Origin of the sequence: Brevibacterium sp. 50QC2O2 (assembly GCF_024580675.1) — a bacterium.
Lineage (GTDB): Bacteria > Actinomycetota > Actinomycetes > Actinomycetales > Brevibacteriaceae > Brevibacterium > Brevibacterium moorei.
Map to the genome: position 1 here is coordinate 1 of NZ_JANIJZ010000032.1, position 14467 is coordinate 14467.

Below are 14467 nucleotides of genomic sequence, written 5' to 3' on the forward strand. Positions count from 1 at the left end.
GGGCGACAGGAATTCCCCGAACGATCTCGTTAAGCACCTCGGACCATTCCTGGTTCGAGTAGTTCACTGCGATGTATGGCATACGCCCCTCCTGGGAAGGGTGTTGCACTAGCACCTTGAGACCGCCGCCCGGATTCCAGACCAAATCGCCTGCGAATCAGGGCGGGACCAGACCAAAGTGACTGCTCACCGGGAGGGTCCGAAGCTTGCCCGGTTCTCAGAAGGCGGACTGGGCCAGGTCCAGGCCCGGCAGCGCCGAGTCGGTGTCCTTGACCTTGCGGCCGCCCTGCAGGACAACGCGCACATTCGCCGGGTCTGCCAGCGCGGCGATGTCGGCCAGCGGATCCACGTCGGTGATGACCATGTCGGCCAGCTTCCCGGCCTCGACCGTGCCCAGGTCCCCGTCCAGGCGCAGCAGCTGCGCGGCATTGCGGGTGCCGGCGGTGATCGCGTCCAGCGGGCTCATGCCCAGCGACACCAGGTGCTTGAGTTCCATCAGGTTCTCACCGTGGGGGCAGATGCCCGAATCGGTGCCCGTGGCGACCTTGACGCCGGCCGCGATCGCAGCGGTCACGCGTTCGCGCGCGATCGCCGACCACTTGACCTTCTTCTGGTACAGGTAATCGGGAACCAGGGCGGGATCCGGCACGCGCAGCGCGCTGGAGAGGGTCGGCACCAGGAAGGTGTCCTTCTCCAGCATCAGGTCGATGCCCTCGTCGTCGATGCCGTAGCCGTGCTCCACACTGGACACACCGCCGCGGATCGCCTCCTTGATTCCCACCGGGCCCTGTGCGTGGGCCGCCACGGGCTGGCCGGCGCGCTTGGCCATCTCCTCGACGATGATGGCGATCTGGTGGGCGCCGATGCCCACATCGTCCGGGGTGTCGGACGGGCTGGACACGCCACCGGTGGCGCAGACCTTGATCGCGTCGGCGCCGGTGCGCACCAGCGTCCGCACGGTCTTGCGCACTTCGTCATCGGAGTCCACCACGGGGTTGACACCGGCGACGGTGGCCGACAGCCCGGAGTGCACGCCGTTGGCCAGGTGGGCATCGGTGTGGCCGCCCGTGGGCGACAGGGCCGCGAGCGCCAGGTGCATGCGCGGGCCGATGATCTGCGCGCGAGCGACCGCATTGCGCAGGCTGGGGTCCTGACCGCCCAGGTCGCGCACCGTGGTAACGCCGGCGAACAGGGTCTTGCGAGCCACCAGGGCGGCTTCGAAGGCGGACTCGCCGGGGAACCGGGCCTCGACCTCGGCTGCGGGGGCCTCGATGTTGAGGCTGAAGTGGACGTGCGCGTCGATGAAGCCCGGCAGCAGGAACTTGCCGGTCAGGTCGTAGACCGGGGCCGAGGTCGCAGGCGCCTCGGTGCCCGCGTAGACCGCCGCGATGCGTCCGGCGGCCACGTCGACGGTGGCGTTTTCAACCGGGAGTGCCCCGGTACCGTCGATCAGGGTGACGCCGGTGAGGCGGTATTCATCGGTATTGGCTGGAGTGGCTGGTAGGCGGACCGGGTTCACGGTGCTTCACGTCCTAGGTTATGAGATCGGTATTGGATCGGTTGGAGATCACTTCTGACCGGGTTCCAACCTACCAAATGCGCCTGGCCGCCGAGCCGCCGCGTATGACGTCGGGTGACTCCGTATGTCATCACCGTCACACATCACGGGGCCGGAGGTGTTCACTGGGGTTCACCCATCCGACAGGGAGGACTCACCATGACCTACGCACCCGGCTTCACCACCCGCTCGATCCACGCCTCGGCCGCGGCCGATACCGATGCCTTCGGTTCCGTGGTCGCGCCGTTGTACCTGAGTTCGACCTTCGCGATGGAGTCCCCCGGCGTGATGCGCGGGCCCTATGACTATGCCAGGGCGGGCAATCCGAACCGCACCGCGTTGGAGGACACCCTGGCCGGGCTGGAGGGCGCGGACTTCTGCGCCGCGGTGGCCAGCGGGATGGCCGCCGAGACCGCCGTGCTCAGCGCCCTGCTGTCCCCCGGCGACACCCTGGTGCTGCCACGCGATGTCTACGGCGGCACCGTGCGCCTGGCCGAGGACGAGTACGCCCGCTGGGGCGTGCGCATCGTCACCGTCGACACCACCGATGATGCGGACCTGGACAGGGTGCTGGCTGACGGTGCCGCGCTGGTGTGGATCGAGACGCCCTCGAATCCCTGTCTGGACGTCCTCGACATCGAATCGATCGCGGCGCGGGCCCATGCCGCGGGCGCGCTGTTGGTCGTCGATTCGACCTTCGCCTCGCCCTATGTGCAGCGGCCGCTGGAATTGGGCGCGGACGTGGTGCTGCATTCGACGACGAAGTTCATCGGCGGGCATTCGGATGTGATCGGCGGGGCGGTCCTGCTGCGTACCGATTCCCCGCGCACCAGGGAGGCCGCGGAACGGATCGAGCGCTGGATCTTCAACTCGGGGGTGGGGCAGGCGCCCTTCGACACCTGGCTGACGCTGCGCGGGGTCAAGACGCTGGCGGTGCGGATGGAGCGCCACTGCGCCAATGCGCTGGCCGTGGCCCGCTGGTTGGAGGGGCGGCCGGGGGTGGCCGAGGTCTATTACCCCGGGCTCGAATCGCACCCGCGCCACGGGCTGGCTTGCCGGCAGATGAACGGCTTCGGCGGGGTCGTGTCCTTTCGGGCCGATAGTCCGGAACTGGCCGCCGAGGTCTGTCGCAACACTCGGGTATTCACGCTGGCCGAGTCCCTGGGCGGGGTCGAATCGCTCATCGACCATCCGGCCTCGATGACGCACCGGGTGCTGGCGGACACCGAGCTGGCCGTGGACCCGGCCGTGATCCGCCTGGCCATCGGCCTGGAGGACGAGGCCGACCTCCTGGCCGACCTCGCCCAGGCCCTGCAGGCGGGGCTGGACTCTACTATCCGTCAGCTCTGAAATCGACCATTGGCGATCACTGAACTCGCCGATCGGTCAGACTGACTCGCCCAGGCCCTGCAGGCGGGGCTACGGGCGGGGCTGGAATCTATTTGATCCCGTACTTCTTCCAGCAGGCAGCCAGCGACACCAGGCTCAGCGCGGCGGAGAACATGACCCAGTACGACGGGGACTTGGCCTCGCCTGTGACCTGGGTCAGCCACAGCGCGATCGTGGGTGTCAGCCCGCCGAAGATCGCCACGCCCAGATTGTAGGAGAACGCCAGGCCGGTGCCGCGGGTTTCGGCCGGGAAGATATCGGCCATGACCGATGCCATGGGCCCGTAGTAGAACGCCTTGAACAGTGACAGCACGCTGACCAGGATGACCAGCACGATGAGCAGCGGAACCGCCTGGACCCAGGCGAAGATGCCGTAGACGCACAGCAGGATGGCCAGGCCGGCGGGCACCATCATGAGGAAGCGGTTCGTCCGGTCGGCCAGGATCCCGGCGGTGGGGCTGAAGATGAACAGCACGATGCCACCGGCCAGGGCCGCGATGAAACCGGTCTCCGGGCCCAGGCCCAGGTTCTTCACCGCGAAGGTCGGGATGAACGTGATGATGTAGTTCAGGCACGTGGACACGGCCAGCACGCCCATCGCGATGAGCATCCGCAGCTTCTGGTGTGCGAACACCTCCTTGACGGCCTGCCAGCCGGATTCCGGGGCCCTGTTCTTGTCGAACTCGGGCGATTCGGGCACGTGTCGGCGGATGATCAGGCCGGCCGGTCCCACCAGCAGGCCGATCAGGAAGGGCAGTCGGAAGCCCCAGGATTCCAGGGCCTCGGCGCTCAGGGACGTCGTGAGGAAGACGCCGATCAGGGCGGCGACGATCGTGGAAACCGCCTGGGAGGCGAACTGCCAGCTGGCGGCGAAGGCCTTCTTGTCCGGCAGGTGCTCCATCATCAGCGCGGTGGCCGCGCCGAACTCACCGCCGGCGGCGAAGCCCTGGATCAGCCGGGCGACGATGATCAGCAGGGGTGCTGCCAGCCCGATCATGTGGGCCGGCGGGGTCACGACGAAGATCAGCGTGCCGATGAACATGAGCGTGATCGTCATGGTCAGGCCGGGTTTGCGCCCGTGCCGGTCGGCGTAGCTGCCCAGCACCAGGGCGCCGATGGGCCGGATGAAGAAGGACAGGGCGAAGGTCGTCAGCGTCAGCAGCAGGGAAACGAACTCGTTGTCCGACGGGAAGAACGCCTTGGACAGGTAGACGGAGAAGTACGCGTAGATCGCGATGTCGTACCATTCCAGCGCATTGCCCACGCAGGACGCCAGGATGATCTTCCAGGGTTTGAGCTGCTTGCCGGTGGGGGCTTCAGGGTTCTGCGCTGCGGTCTGTGCGCTCATGCCCTATCGCCGAACCAGTCGGCGGGGTTGCGGCTCAGGTCGGCGAAGACCTCGCGCATGATGGCGTAGCCGGATTCCAGGATCGAAACCAGCGCGTGCTCATTGGGCGCGTGCTGATTGCAGCCGGGGTAGGAGTGCGGCAGCCAGACCGTCGGCAGGTTCAGCACCTCGGCGAACACGTCGTTGGGGATGGTGCCACCCAGGTTCGGTTCGATCGCCGCATCCGTGCCCGAGGCCGTGCGCACCGCCCGCGCGGCCGCCCGGGCCGCGGGGGCCTCGGGATCCAGGCGCGTGGCGTTCATCTGCTCGCCGGCGCTGACCTCGACCCCGGTGATGCCGGCGTCGGCCAGGGCCCGGCGGACCGCGCCTGCCAGGTCGGTGTCGTCGGTGCCCACCACGTAGCGCAGCTGTATCACCGCGCGGGCGGAGCCGGGGATCGCGTTGACGGGGGCGTCCGGGTCGCCGGCGGTGAAGGCCAGGACCTCCAGGACGTTGAAGCCCAGGACCTTCTCATCGGGGGTCAGCCCGGGTTCGCCCCAGGTGGGGTCGACCGCGGGGTCGTCGGGGGCCGGGGGCAGGTCCGGCAGGGCGTCGATGGTGGCGCGCACGGAGTCCGGGATGCGGCCGGGACGCAGGGCGGCGGGGCGGATTCGGCCGGTGCCGTCGACCAGGGCGTTGATGGCCGCGGCGATGACGGTGGCGGGGTTGCGCAGTTTGCCGCCCCAGTTGCCGGAGTGGTTGCCGCCCTCTCGCAGATCGCAGACGAGGTCGAAGGTCGCGCAGCCGCGCGAGCCCAGGAAGATCGTCGGGGCGTCGGCTGCGTAGCGGGGGCCGTCGGAGCCGATGAACAGGTCGGCGGCCAGCAGGTCCCGGTTGGCCTCGGCGAAGGCGCGCAGGCCCAGGGAGCCGGATTCCTCCGCGGTTTCCAGGAGCACTGTGACGTTGTAGCCCAGGCGGTTGTCCGGGGCCGCGGCGATCGTGTCGGCCAGGGCGACGTGGTTGACGGTGTGCTGGCCCTTGTTGTCGGCGCTGCCGCGGCCGTAGAGCCGGTCGCCCTCGCGGGTGAGTTTCCAGGGGTCCAGGCCGGAGCGCCACTGTTCGGGGTGGGCGAACTGCACATCGGCGTGGCCGTAGAGCAACACGGTGGGCAGGTCGGGCGATTCGATCCGCTGGGCGACCAGCAGCGGGTGTTCGGTGGATTTCGGGTTCTCGTGGACGGCGGCGGTGAAGCCCGCGGCGGTCAGTTCCGGGATGATCTCCGCATTCAGATAGTGCAGCATGTTCTCCCGGCAGTTGCCGGCCTGGCTCTCCGTGGCGATGGCGACGCGACGGTCCAGAGCTTCGATGATTCGATCAATGGGAGTACTCATCCTCCCATTTTCCCACCGGCGTTCATGCAGGTGAGCAGCGAGGTGGGAAGAACAAAGCGACCCCCGCACTCCGAACCCCTGAAAGGGTTCGGAGTGCGGGGATCGCTTTGGAGTACGCCGGGGCTAGGTTAGCTCAGGCGTGCAGGTCGAACCGGTCCAGCTCGGCGACCTTGGCCCAGGCGGCCACGAAGTCGTTGACGAACTTCTCCTTGGCGTCATCGGAGGCGTAAACCTCGGCGACGGCGCGCAGTTCGGAGTTCGAACCGAAGACCAGGTCCGCGCGGGTGGCGCGGAAGACCTTCTCGCCGGTCGCGTCCTCGGTCGCCTCGAAGGCGTGCGAGCCCGGATCCAGCGGCTTCCAGGAGTACTTCATGTCGAGCAGGTTGACGAAGTAGTCGTTCGTCAGCACGCCCGGCTTATCGGTCAGCACACCGTAGTCGGAGCCGTCCCAGTTGGTGCCCAGCTGGCGCATGCCGCCGAGCAGCACGGTCATCTCCGGAGCCGAAAGGTTCAGCAGGTTGGCGCGGTCGACCAGCAGGTATTCCGCCGGCTGGCCCTGCGCGCGGGCGGATTCGTAGTTGCGGAATCCGTCGGCTGCCGGGTTCAGGTACTCGAACATGTCCGTGTCCGTGAGTTCCTGCGTCGTATCCACACGGCCGGCGTGGAACGGCACGGTGACATCGAAGCCGGCTGCCTTGGCAGCCTGCTCCACGCCCACATTGCCGGCGATGACGACGACGTCGGCGAAGGACACCTGCTTGCCGTCGGTGGCCTCGGCGTTGAAGGCCTCCTGGATGCCCTCGAGCACCGGGATGACCTTGTTCAGCTGTGCGGGGTTGTTGACTTCCCAGCTGCGCTGCGGTTCCAGACGGATGCGGCCGCCGTTGGCGCCGCCGCGCTTATCGGAGCCGCGGAAGGAGCTTGCGGCGGCGAAGGCGGTGGAGACCAGTTCGGACACGGACAGGCCGGACTCGGCGATCTTGGCCTTGATGGCGTCGACGTCGGCGGAGTCGATCTGCTTGTAGTCCGCCGCGGGGATCGGATCCTGCCAGATCAGGTCCTCGGCCGGAACCTCGGCGCCCTTGTAACGGGTCTTCGGACCCATATCGCGGTGGGTCAGCTTGAACCAGGCGCGGGCGAAGGCGTCGGTGAAGGCGGCCTGGTCGTCCTTGAACTTCCGGGAGATCTTCTCGTAGGCCGGGTCGACGCGCAGCGAGATGTCGGTCGTGAGCATGCGGGGCTCGCGACGGCCCGAACCCTGTGCCATCGGCACCATGTCGGAGCCGCCGCCGTCCTTCGGGCGCCAGTGGAAGTGGCCACCCTCGCCGACGACGCATTCCCATTCGTAGGCGAACAGGATGTGGAAGAACTCGTTGTCCCAGCGGGTCGGGTGGTAGGTCCAGGTGACCTCGATGCCCGAGGTGATGGTGTCGTTGCCCTTGCCCTCACCGAAATCGTTCTTCCAGCCCAGGCCCATCTGCTCCATCGGAGCGGCTTCCGGCTCCGGACCGTTGTGTTCGCCGTCGGGGGCGGCGCCGTGGGTCTTGCCGAAGGTGTGGCCACCGGCGATCAGGGCGACGGTTTCCTCGTCGTTCATGCCCATGCGGCCGAAGGTGTCGCGGATGTCCGAGGCCGCGGCAGCCGGATCCGGCTGGCCTTCGGGGCCCTCCGGGTTGACGTAGATGAGGCCCATGGTCGAGGCGCCCAGCGGCTTCTCCAGCCGGCGTTCCTCCGTGTAGCGCTCATCGGTGCCCAACCAGGACTTCTCCGAGCCCCAGTAGACGTCGTCGTCCGGTTCCCAGGCTTCGGGGCGGCCGCCGCCGAAGCCGAAGGTCTTGAAGCCCATGTGCTCCAGCGCGACGTTGCCGGCCAGGATCATCAGGTCGCCCCAGGACAGGGACTTGCCATACTTCTGCTTGACGGGCCACAGCACGCGGCGGGCCTTGTCCAGGCTGCCGTTGTCGGGCCAGCTGTTCAGCGGGGCGAAGCGCTGCTGACCGGTGCCGCCGCCACCGCGGCCGTCGAACACGCGGTAGGTGCCGGCCGAGTGCCAGGCCATGCGGATGATGAACGGGCCGTAGTACTGGAAGTCGGCCGGCCACCAGGGCTGCGAGGTGCTCAGGGTCTTGTCGATATCCGCCTTGACCTGGTCCAGGTCAAGGGCTTCGAACGCCGCGTTGTAGTCGAAGTCCGCGCCGTTGGGGTTGGCCACGGCGGGGTTCTTCGCCAGGATCTTCAGGTTGAGACGCTCGGGCCACCAGTCACGGTTCGTGGTGCCGAATTCCGCGGCCTTGTCCGCACCGGCGCCCTTGTAGTCCACAACGCTGGGCATGACCGGGCACTTGCCGGCTTCTGCACCATTGACATCAGTAGTCACTGTTATTTCCTTTCCTCGTGATGAGTGGAAGCTGTTGATTCGTGGGGGAACTGTGGGTCCCGGGTTTCCGGGGTTTCCTTGGGTTCCGAGGTGTCCCGGAGTTCCGGGGATTCCTGGGTTTCGCAGTCCCGGCAGATGCCGCGGAACGTCACCGCGGCCTCCAGGATGCGCATGCCGTGATCGTGATCCGGACGCAGGCAGGGGGCCTGACCGACGACGCACGCGACGTCTTCGATCCGGCCGCACACTACGCACTGCACATGGTGGTGGTTGTTTCCCACCGCCGGTTCGTAGAGGGCCCCACCGGAATCCGGGAGGTCCAAACGGCGCAGCAGTCCGGCGTGGGACAGGTCGCCCACGATGTTGTGCACGGACTGCGGGGACAGGCTGGGCAGTTCCGCACCCAGCGCCCGGTGAATATCGGAGGCCGAACAATGATGATGGCCGTCCAGGTATTCCAACACGGCAACCCGCCCCGCGGTCACCCGCAGGCCACCGGCGCGCAGGCGTTCGGCCAATGCGTCCGGGGTTGTCGTTCTGTTCATGTCTTCAGTGTACAACTTTTGAGTCATTCAAAAAAGGGGTTTGGGGAGGTTTTTTTGGGTTGGGCCACGTTCAGTCGGGGCACCCATTACCTGTCAGGAATGCATCCACGTGCTGCGCGGCTACGGCGAAACCAGGGCTGCCATGGACCCGCCCCAGCCGGTTGGCCCGCGCACTCAACCAGAGTAAGAACTCCTCGCGCGTGCTGGCACCGGACAGGGCGTCGTCGAGCGCTTCGGCGTAGGTCAGGGCTCGTGCGAGTCGGGGGCGATCGTCAGCGCTGGCATCGGCGACGTCCTCCCGGAGTCCGGCCAGTGCCTGAGTCCAGGGCGAGTTGGGGTCGTCACTGGGTTCAGCCTGGGTCTCCAGAGCTTGCAGCAGCTGAAACCGGACGCCGTAGGGAAACACGTGGTGGACTGCGTCTCCACCGCCGGCCTCACCGTCGGATCCGTCGTCGAGGCTTTGCCCGCTGGGCAATGCGAAGCCGATGAAGTCCCGCAGGGTGTGCACGTCTACTACCCGATATCCCGCACTAATGCGGGTGTCCGCCTCCGTCAGCTGTAGGGCTAGGACCAGCAGCTGTGCCTCAGGGCGCCCGCCGGGTTCGATCATCACGGAGCTACTCCCCTATTCCCTGGGCAGGTTTCCCAGTTTCGCTGCCACTTTATCTAGGAGATCCGACTTAGAGCGCATAGTCTGTCTCACCGCTGTCTTGGACCCGCATCACCCCACCGCACCCGCCTTACCAGCCACGCCCGCATTGCCCGCCCCCGAGGCCCCACCCGTGATCCGCCGGTACGCAGCCCTGAATGCGGGGTTGGGGTGGGGTGGGCGCCGGACAGTGCAGACACAACCTGGGCCATGGACTGGTCCGGGTCCACGCCCAGGTGCCGTGCCGCGTACAGCGCGGCTACCGTGGGCGTGCGACTGTATGCCTGGACGCAGTGCAGCAACACTGTGTGTCCTTCCGCGCGCAGGGTCGCCACCATGTCCGCGGCCTGTGTGAGCACATAGTCCATGTGGGCGCTGCCCGCGGGGTCGCCGGCATCGGGCAGCCAGACGGCCACGCGGTCCTCGCGCGAAACCCGGGCCGGAACCTGTTTCCGGCCAATACGGCACAGCGATACGACTGCGTCCACCTCGCGGGGCAGATCGTCCAAGGCACGGACGCCGCCTAAGTACAGACCGGAATCGTGCGGGTCCTGCACACAGGTGGTGATCCTGTCCCAGGCCGAATAGTTCATCCGGTCGACTTGGGGCCAGAGGTTGTCCGTTACTTCCGAATCTTCTTCCGAATACTCAACCAGGCCTGCCTGCTCGATGGCGTTTTCGATCAGTTCCTCGCTGCGCCAGCCCGGCCAGCCGTGGATGGCCCGCTTCCAGTCCAGGGGGACTGCGCTGACGCCGTAGGTCGCGCCGATCAGCCCGCCGGCGATCGCCGCGACCGTATCCGTATCCCCGCCGCTGCGCACGGCCAGCTCCAGGGCGCGCTGCAGGTGGCGCGGGTCGTTATCGGCCCGGTCTCCTGTGTGCACGATGGACGACCAGGCCGCTTGGAGGGCGTGGACCACCCACCCGTTGCGGGAGAAGTGGGTGGGCGGGTTGACCTCGGCCTCGGCGATGCGGGATTCCCAGAGTTTCAGTGCGCTCTGCCAGCTCCGCATCATCGTCCACGCCGCCGCTGCTGACCGTGTTGTGAAAGAAGTCCGTGTCGTAGAGCCCCACCCGGATGTCCAGCTCCCCGGTGAGCACCGCGTGGGTGATCGCGGAGCTCCACAGGGCGCAGGCCTCGCGGGCGTCCTGGTGCGGGTGCGTCAGTGCGCTCTGTTCCTGGGCGTAGACGGCACCGGGACCGTGCAAGCCCGCCAGCCCCGCGGGTACGGTCCGCATGAGCGAGCCGTTGCCGGCCGCGTCAGGGAAGTGCTGCTGATAGGCGGCTGCGGCGGCCATGGCTTTGGCCGCCGACCCTTCGTCCTCGACTCCCCTATCCGTGACCGAGGCTCCACTGGACCGCCGCCGGGCGTCGCCCAGTACCGCGCGGGTCTGGTTGCCGACGTCCTTAGCGTCACGGGCCCAGTCAATCGACTGTTCCACGACCGGGTCCAGACAGTAGCTGCGCATCCGGTCTTGCAAGGTCAGCAACGGGATGGCCATGGAGGTGTCGTCGGTCCATTCGCCGGGTTCCCAGTCGAAGGCTCCGCCGCCCTTCATCTCGATGGGCATGTGGTCCGGGTAGGGTCCGCCGAATTCGTATCCAGCGCCCAGCGCATCGCCGCAGGCCATTCCCACCATGGCACCGGCAGCGCGATCACACCGAGCCCTACCGGGACTCCCACGGCAAGACCCTGGACGAATACCCCCGGCCTTCGGTGGCGGTGGACACTGCAGTGCTCACGGTTGCCGAGGATCGGCTGGGCGTGGTCGTCGTCGAACACGAGGGCGGACTCCGCCTACCCGGCACCTTTTTGCATCAAGGCGAGTCCCTGGCCGATGCGGTGGCCAGGGCTCTGCGCGACAAGGCCGGCATCACCGGCAGGATGCCGCAGCAGCTGCACGTTTTCGATGCCCAGGGGCGTGATGATCGCGGCTGGGTGATTTCCGTGGCGCATATGGTGGCCCTTCCCGCCGAGGCCATGGCCCGCTGCCGCATCATCCCCGCGGCAGGTGCCTCGGGCCTGGATTTCGACCACGATCAGATTGTGGCCCGCGCCGTGCAACAGCTACGACAGGACTACGCCGAACGCCCGGACCCAGGACACATGCTGGCCGACGAGTTCACCATGTTGGAGCTCCACCGCCTCCACAAGGCAGTAGACCCCGGCACCGCCCAGAAGGACACCTTCCGCCGGGCCATGTCGAAGCATGTCGAGGACACCGGAAGGCTGGAGGGCGGGACCGTGGGGAAGCCAGCACGGTTGTTCAGGCGGGTTGAGGGGTAGATTCCTGACGGCCGACGCCGTGGTCCGGGCGGACCCGACGCTACTTGCCGAAGCCTCCGAACTTTCCGATTGCATCCCGCACCGCAGTGGCCGTAACGCCTTCCTCCCCCACCGCGTTCAACGCTTTCTGCAGTTCGCGCAGACCATTCTTGATGGCTCGTTCCTCTCCGGTCAGCTGCGATGCGAAGGATTTGTCCAGCAAGTACTCCCGGCTATCTGTGGACAGCGCCAGCACATAGTCCAAGAACATTTCCAGAATTCGTCCCGCAGTTCCCGGATCGGTGCCCTCCGGCGCAACGGGGCATAGCTGCAGCTTCCCGGCCCAGACCCGTTCGTCCAAGGAATCACGCGACAGCGTCAGCGCAACTGCGTTCCGTGAGATCTTGCCTGGTTCGACGGCCCGCACATCGTGCACGATCTGATGGAAGTGATCGTCTCCCAGGCCGAAGCCGACGAACACCAACCGCTTGGTCACCAAGCTTGCCTTGACCAGGGCAGCCAGCACATTCCGATTGGCGTCGAAACCCAGGTAGTCATCGCGCGTCAGCACGATCGAGTCCTGGTCGGTCACAGAGCCGTGCATCTTCAACAGCCAGCGGGTAGCGTCGTCATCCGTTCCCCTATCGTCCATACTGGGGATGACCGCACAGGGTGCTCCCGCGTCTTCACTGGCCTTCTCGAAGAGGGTGTCGTAGTTCAGCGTGATGGCCTGTTCCAGCGGAAGCGAAGCCAACAGCGTCGGTGCCAGACCGTATCGGTCCACTTCAACGATTCCAGCCACGGCACGGTTAAACTTCGCTTGATCTCCATAGACGCTGAGCAGGATCTTTGCCTGGTCCAGCACGTTCTTCCCGGACAGCCTCTCGCGCTCACTATCAGTCAGACCAGCGCCGACGGCCAGATCATCCACCAGGCCGCCCCAGCTGGGGGCTCCTGCAGACATACTGACGCCCGCGCCCATAAATGGGACGATCTTCCCAGCGATTGTATCCTTCGCCAGGTCGCCGGCCATCGCCTTCAGCTCGCCGTTGAGCTCCGACCAGCCGGTCCCCGGATTCGCTCGCCGAATCCGCTGGGCCAGTGCCAGCTGGGCTGCGTCGCGGACGACCAGCACGATGTCGACCTGGTACCGTTCCGCCGCCATTACTGCAGCTTTCAGGATGGTCTGAATGAGGTCGCCGATGACCGCGGCCCCGCCACCACCGCTGGCCCCCAATACTGGCATTGCCAGCAACGGCAGAGGGCGCCCGTGCAATAGCGCACAGCTGCCCATCCCCCTGGCCCGCCTCTGTCTGGTACTCCATGCTGCGGTCGATCGCTCGTCGAGCGACAGCCGCGAATTCGTCAATGATCGGTGCGAACTCGTCGGCATCCCGAAACCTGTAGAAGGGCACCGCGGTGAACACCGGCAGTGGACCGGGCCCCGGCCAGGAATCAGGCGCTGCCGCACTAGTGCTCCCTGACAAGAAGTCCTCATTGTGAAAGCCCGCGATAGCCTTCTCAAGTTCCGAGTTATCCCTGCGCCAGTGTCGGCGTACGCTCAACGTCTGATCCGTCGGCACCATCCAGGCGCTACAGGCTACGTGCGTCAGGTCTCCACGGGTCACAAACACATGCGGGGTCACCATTGGTCTACTTTCTTCGAGTGAGCACCCCAATCTACCGTCACCCTATTCCGTACGCCGACGCGTCGAACACGCGCGGGCTCGTGTCTGAGATAGCGAGTAGCATTTGTCTTGTACCAGTCCCCACATCAAAACTATAAGCAGAGGCACCATGTCCGACCGTCCCCGCCCAGACGACCAGGCCACATCGTCCAACCACAACGGTGCACGCTCCAATGCATACATCCCAAACGGCACAGTGCCTCCTCAGCCGGTAGTGCCTCCCACAGCCAAGTTCACGGAAGGCTACACTGCCCCAGGCTTTCGACCGGTTGCGTCTTCTCCCGATCAAACCTCTTGGAAACCACCAAAACACATCATATGGGGCACCTGTGGTTTCATCGTCGGGCTCCTCGCATCTACAGTAGTCGTCGTCCTACAAGGAGTTTGGAGCTCCTCCGCTGACAATCCGAGAGAAACAGCCCGGCAAGGTCTTGCCGATGCAGTAGACCAATGTGACCTTGGAGCTTCCGATATCGCGGCAGTTGCAGGCGACGGACAATCCGTCAGTTTTGACGGGATCGGAAAGCATGGTGCTGAAGACTTCGATGACCTGCGCTGCCTCGGGAATTTTCTAGAGATGCCCGATTCCGTCACTGAGGAAATGGCACATACCCGCGCCCTCGATGGCCGACAGGAAGACGAGTGGGGAGACTACCGGGTGACTTGGAGTTACCATCCCGATGATGGCATGAATGCCGTATTTTCCGTACACGTCAACGAACATTAAAACGGCTACAAGGAAATACAGAAACATACGTCTTATTCCGGGCATTTCAAAGAAGTCTCAACTATTCCGGATAGAGGGTGTAGAGGAGTATCCAACAGGAATAGGCGTGTCGACCTCACGACTTTCACCAGACTCGGCCTACGTGCTGTTGGCCAGCACCTTGCACCGGACCAGGCGATCATCTCGTGTACCGTCGTCGAGCCAGACGACTAGTGCCACCGCTGCGGGTCTCCCAGTACTCCACGCGACATGCTGGTGCGCAGGCTTGCCCACCAACTGTCAGGCTGGCGACCGACCACTTTGCACGTCCGCCGGTATAAGTGCACAGAATGCGGACCGTCTGGCGGCAGGATATGAGCGCTACTGCCAAACCGCGCACGAAGCTGTCGTGGACGGGACTGCGGTGGGCGCTGGAGGAAATCGGGCTCTTCCGGATTGAGGGTGTAGAGAATTATCCGACAGGGGTAGGTGTGTCGTAGGGGGTGTGAAGAAGGCCCCGCGGTGAGAATGGGAATTGTCTAGAAACCGATTCCTCACCACAAGGCCTTC

12 protein-coding genes and 1 pseudogene are annotated in these 14467 nt (G+C 65.8%); 4 read left to right on the forward strand and 9 right to left on the reverse strand.

Annotated features, from left to right (window positions below; genetic code table 11):
• Positions 1–217 precede the first annotated feature (217 nt).
• Positions 218–1519 carry an amidohydrolase family protein gene (locus NQ038_RS14750; RefSeq protein ID WP_257059313.1) on the reverse strand — a complete coding sequence of 434 codons (1302 nt, stop codon included), beginning with the start codon at positions 1517–1519 and terminating at the stop codon, positions 218–220.
• A gap of 198 nt (positions 1520–1717) precedes the next feature.
• Here NQ038_RS14750 and NQ038_RS14755 point away from each other — a divergent pair, with 198 nt between their 5' ends.
• Entirely contained in the window at positions 1718–2908 is a 1191-nt protein-coding gene (locus tag NQ038_RS14755) for a PLP-dependent aspartate aminotransferase family protein (protein WP_257059316.1), read from the forward strand.
• Positions 2909–2996: 88 nt separating this feature from the next.
• On the opposite strand, the gene NQ038_RS14760 is transcribed toward NQ038_RS14755, so the two are convergent.
• The 7 genes from NQ038_RS14760 to NQ038_RS14790 all read right to left on the reverse strand — a co-directional run bounded on the left by NQ038_RS14760 (position 2997) and on the right by NQ038_RS14790 (position 10877).
• Positions 2997–4295 carry an MFS transporter gene (locus tag NQ038_RS14760; RefSeq protein ID WP_257062935.1) on the reverse strand — a complete coding sequence of 433 codons (1299 nt, stop codon included), beginning with the start codon at positions 4293–4295 and terminating at the stop codon, positions 2997–2999.
• Positions 4292–5665 (reverse strand): M20/M25/M40 family metallo-hydrolase, encoded by a 1374-nt coding sequence (locus NQ038_RS14765; protein ID WP_257059321.1) that lies wholly within the window; start codon positions 5663–5665, stop codon positions 4292–4294. Before NQ038_RS14765 ends, NQ038_RS14760 begins: the two co-directional genes overlap by 4 nt.
• A gap of 133 nt (positions 5666–5798) precedes the next feature.
• Positions 5799–7997, reverse strand: coding sequence for a catalase/peroxidase HPI (gene katG, locus NQ038_RS14770; protein ID WP_257059430.1), 2199 nt, complete (start codon positions 7995–7997; stop codon positions 5799–5801).
• A 47-nt stretch (positions 7998–8044) separates the two neighbouring features.
• A complete protein-coding gene (locus NQ038_RS14775; RefSeq protein ID WP_257059325.1) occupies positions 8045–8587 on the reverse strand; it encodes a Fur family transcriptional regulator in 543 nt (180 codons plus the stop codon).
• A 70-nt stretch (positions 8588–8657) separates the two neighbouring features.
• Positions 8658–9200 (reverse strand): hypothetical protein, encoded by a 543-nt coding sequence (locus tag NQ038_RS14780; protein ID WP_257059327.1) that lies wholly within the window; start codon positions 9198–9200, stop codon positions 8658–8660.
• Positions 9201–9286: 86 nt separating this feature from the next.
• A complete protein-coding gene (locus NQ038_RS14785; protein WP_257062940.1) occupies positions 9287–10207 on the reverse strand; it encodes an ADP-ribosylglycohydrolase family protein in 921 nt (306 codons plus the stop codon).
• The gene (locus NQ038_RS14790; RefSeq protein ID WP_257062936.1) at positions 10095–10877 is read right to left on the reverse strand and encodes an ADP-ribosylglycohydrolase family protein; all 783 of its coding nucleotides are present in this window, start codon (positions 10875–10877) and stop codon (positions 10095–10097) included. Before NQ038_RS14790 ends, NQ038_RS14785 begins: the two co-directional genes overlap by 113 nt.
• Before the next feature lie 83 nt (positions 10878–10960).
• Between NQ038_RS14790 and NQ038_RS14795 the strand changes: the two genes are divergently transcribed.
• A complete protein-coding gene (locus NQ038_RS14795) occupies positions 10961–11524 on the forward strand; it encodes an NUDIX hydrolase (protein ID WP_257062937.1) in 564 nt (187 codons plus the stop codon).
• Between the two features lie 40 nt (positions 11525–11564).
• Here the strand turns inward: NQ038_RS14795 and NQ038_RS14800 are convergent, their stop codons facing one another.
• Complete coding sequence (locus tag NQ038_RS14800; RefSeq protein ID WP_257062938.1) at positions 11565–12797, reverse strand: SIR2 family protein; 1233 nt, start codon at positions 12795–12797, stop codon at positions 11565–11567.
• A 503-nt stretch (positions 12798–13300) separates the two neighbouring features.
• On the opposite strand from NQ038_RS14800, the gene NQ038_RS14805 reads away from it, so the two are divergent.
• The gene (locus NQ038_RS14805) at positions 13301–13918 is read left to right on the forward strand and encodes a hypothetical protein (RefSeq protein WP_257062939.1); all 618 of its coding nucleotides are present in this window, start codon (positions 13301–13303) and stop codon (positions 13916–13918) included.
• 63 nt (positions 13919–13981) lie between these two features.
• Positions 13982–14340 (forward strand): annotated as a pseudogene (locus NQ038_RS14810) (ISL3 family transposase); the annotation flags it as partial.
• Positions 14341–14467: the final 127 nt, after the last annotated feature.

Bases quoted from the DNA above. Each gene is read 5' to 3' on its own strand.
- NQ038_RS14760 (WP_257062935.1), bottom strand. From the start codon at position 4,295: ATGAGCGCACAGACCGCAGCGCAGAACCCTGAAGCCCCCACCGGCAAG.
- NQ038_RS14765 (WP_257059321.1), bottom strand. From the start codon at position 5,665: ATGAGTACTCCCATTGATCGAATCATCGAAGCTCTGGACCGTCGCGTC.
- NQ038_RS14775 (WP_257059325.1), bottom strand. From the start codon at position 8,587: ATGAACAGAACGACAACCCCGGACGCATTGGCCGAACGCCTGCGCGCC.
- NQ038_RS14800 (WP_257062938.1), bottom strand. From the start codon at position 12,797: ATGGGCAGCTGTGCGCTATTGCACGGGCGCCCTCTGCCGTTGCTGGCA.
- katG (WP_257059430.1), bottom strand. From the start codon at position 7,997: ATGCCCAGCGTTGTGGACTACAAGGGCGCCGGTGCGGACAAGGCCGCG.
- NQ038_RS14805 (WP_257062939.1), top strand. From the start codon at position 13,301: ATGTCCGACCGTCCCCGCCCAGACGACCAGGCCACATCGTCCAACCAC.
- NQ038_RS14755 (WP_257059316.1), top strand. From the start codon at position 1,718: ATGACCTACGCACCCGGCTTCACCACCCGCTCGATCCACGCCTCGGCC.
- NQ038_RS14790 (WP_257062936.1), bottom strand. From the start codon at position 10,877: ATGGTGGGAATGGCCTGCGGCGATGCGCTGGGCGCTGGATACGAATTC.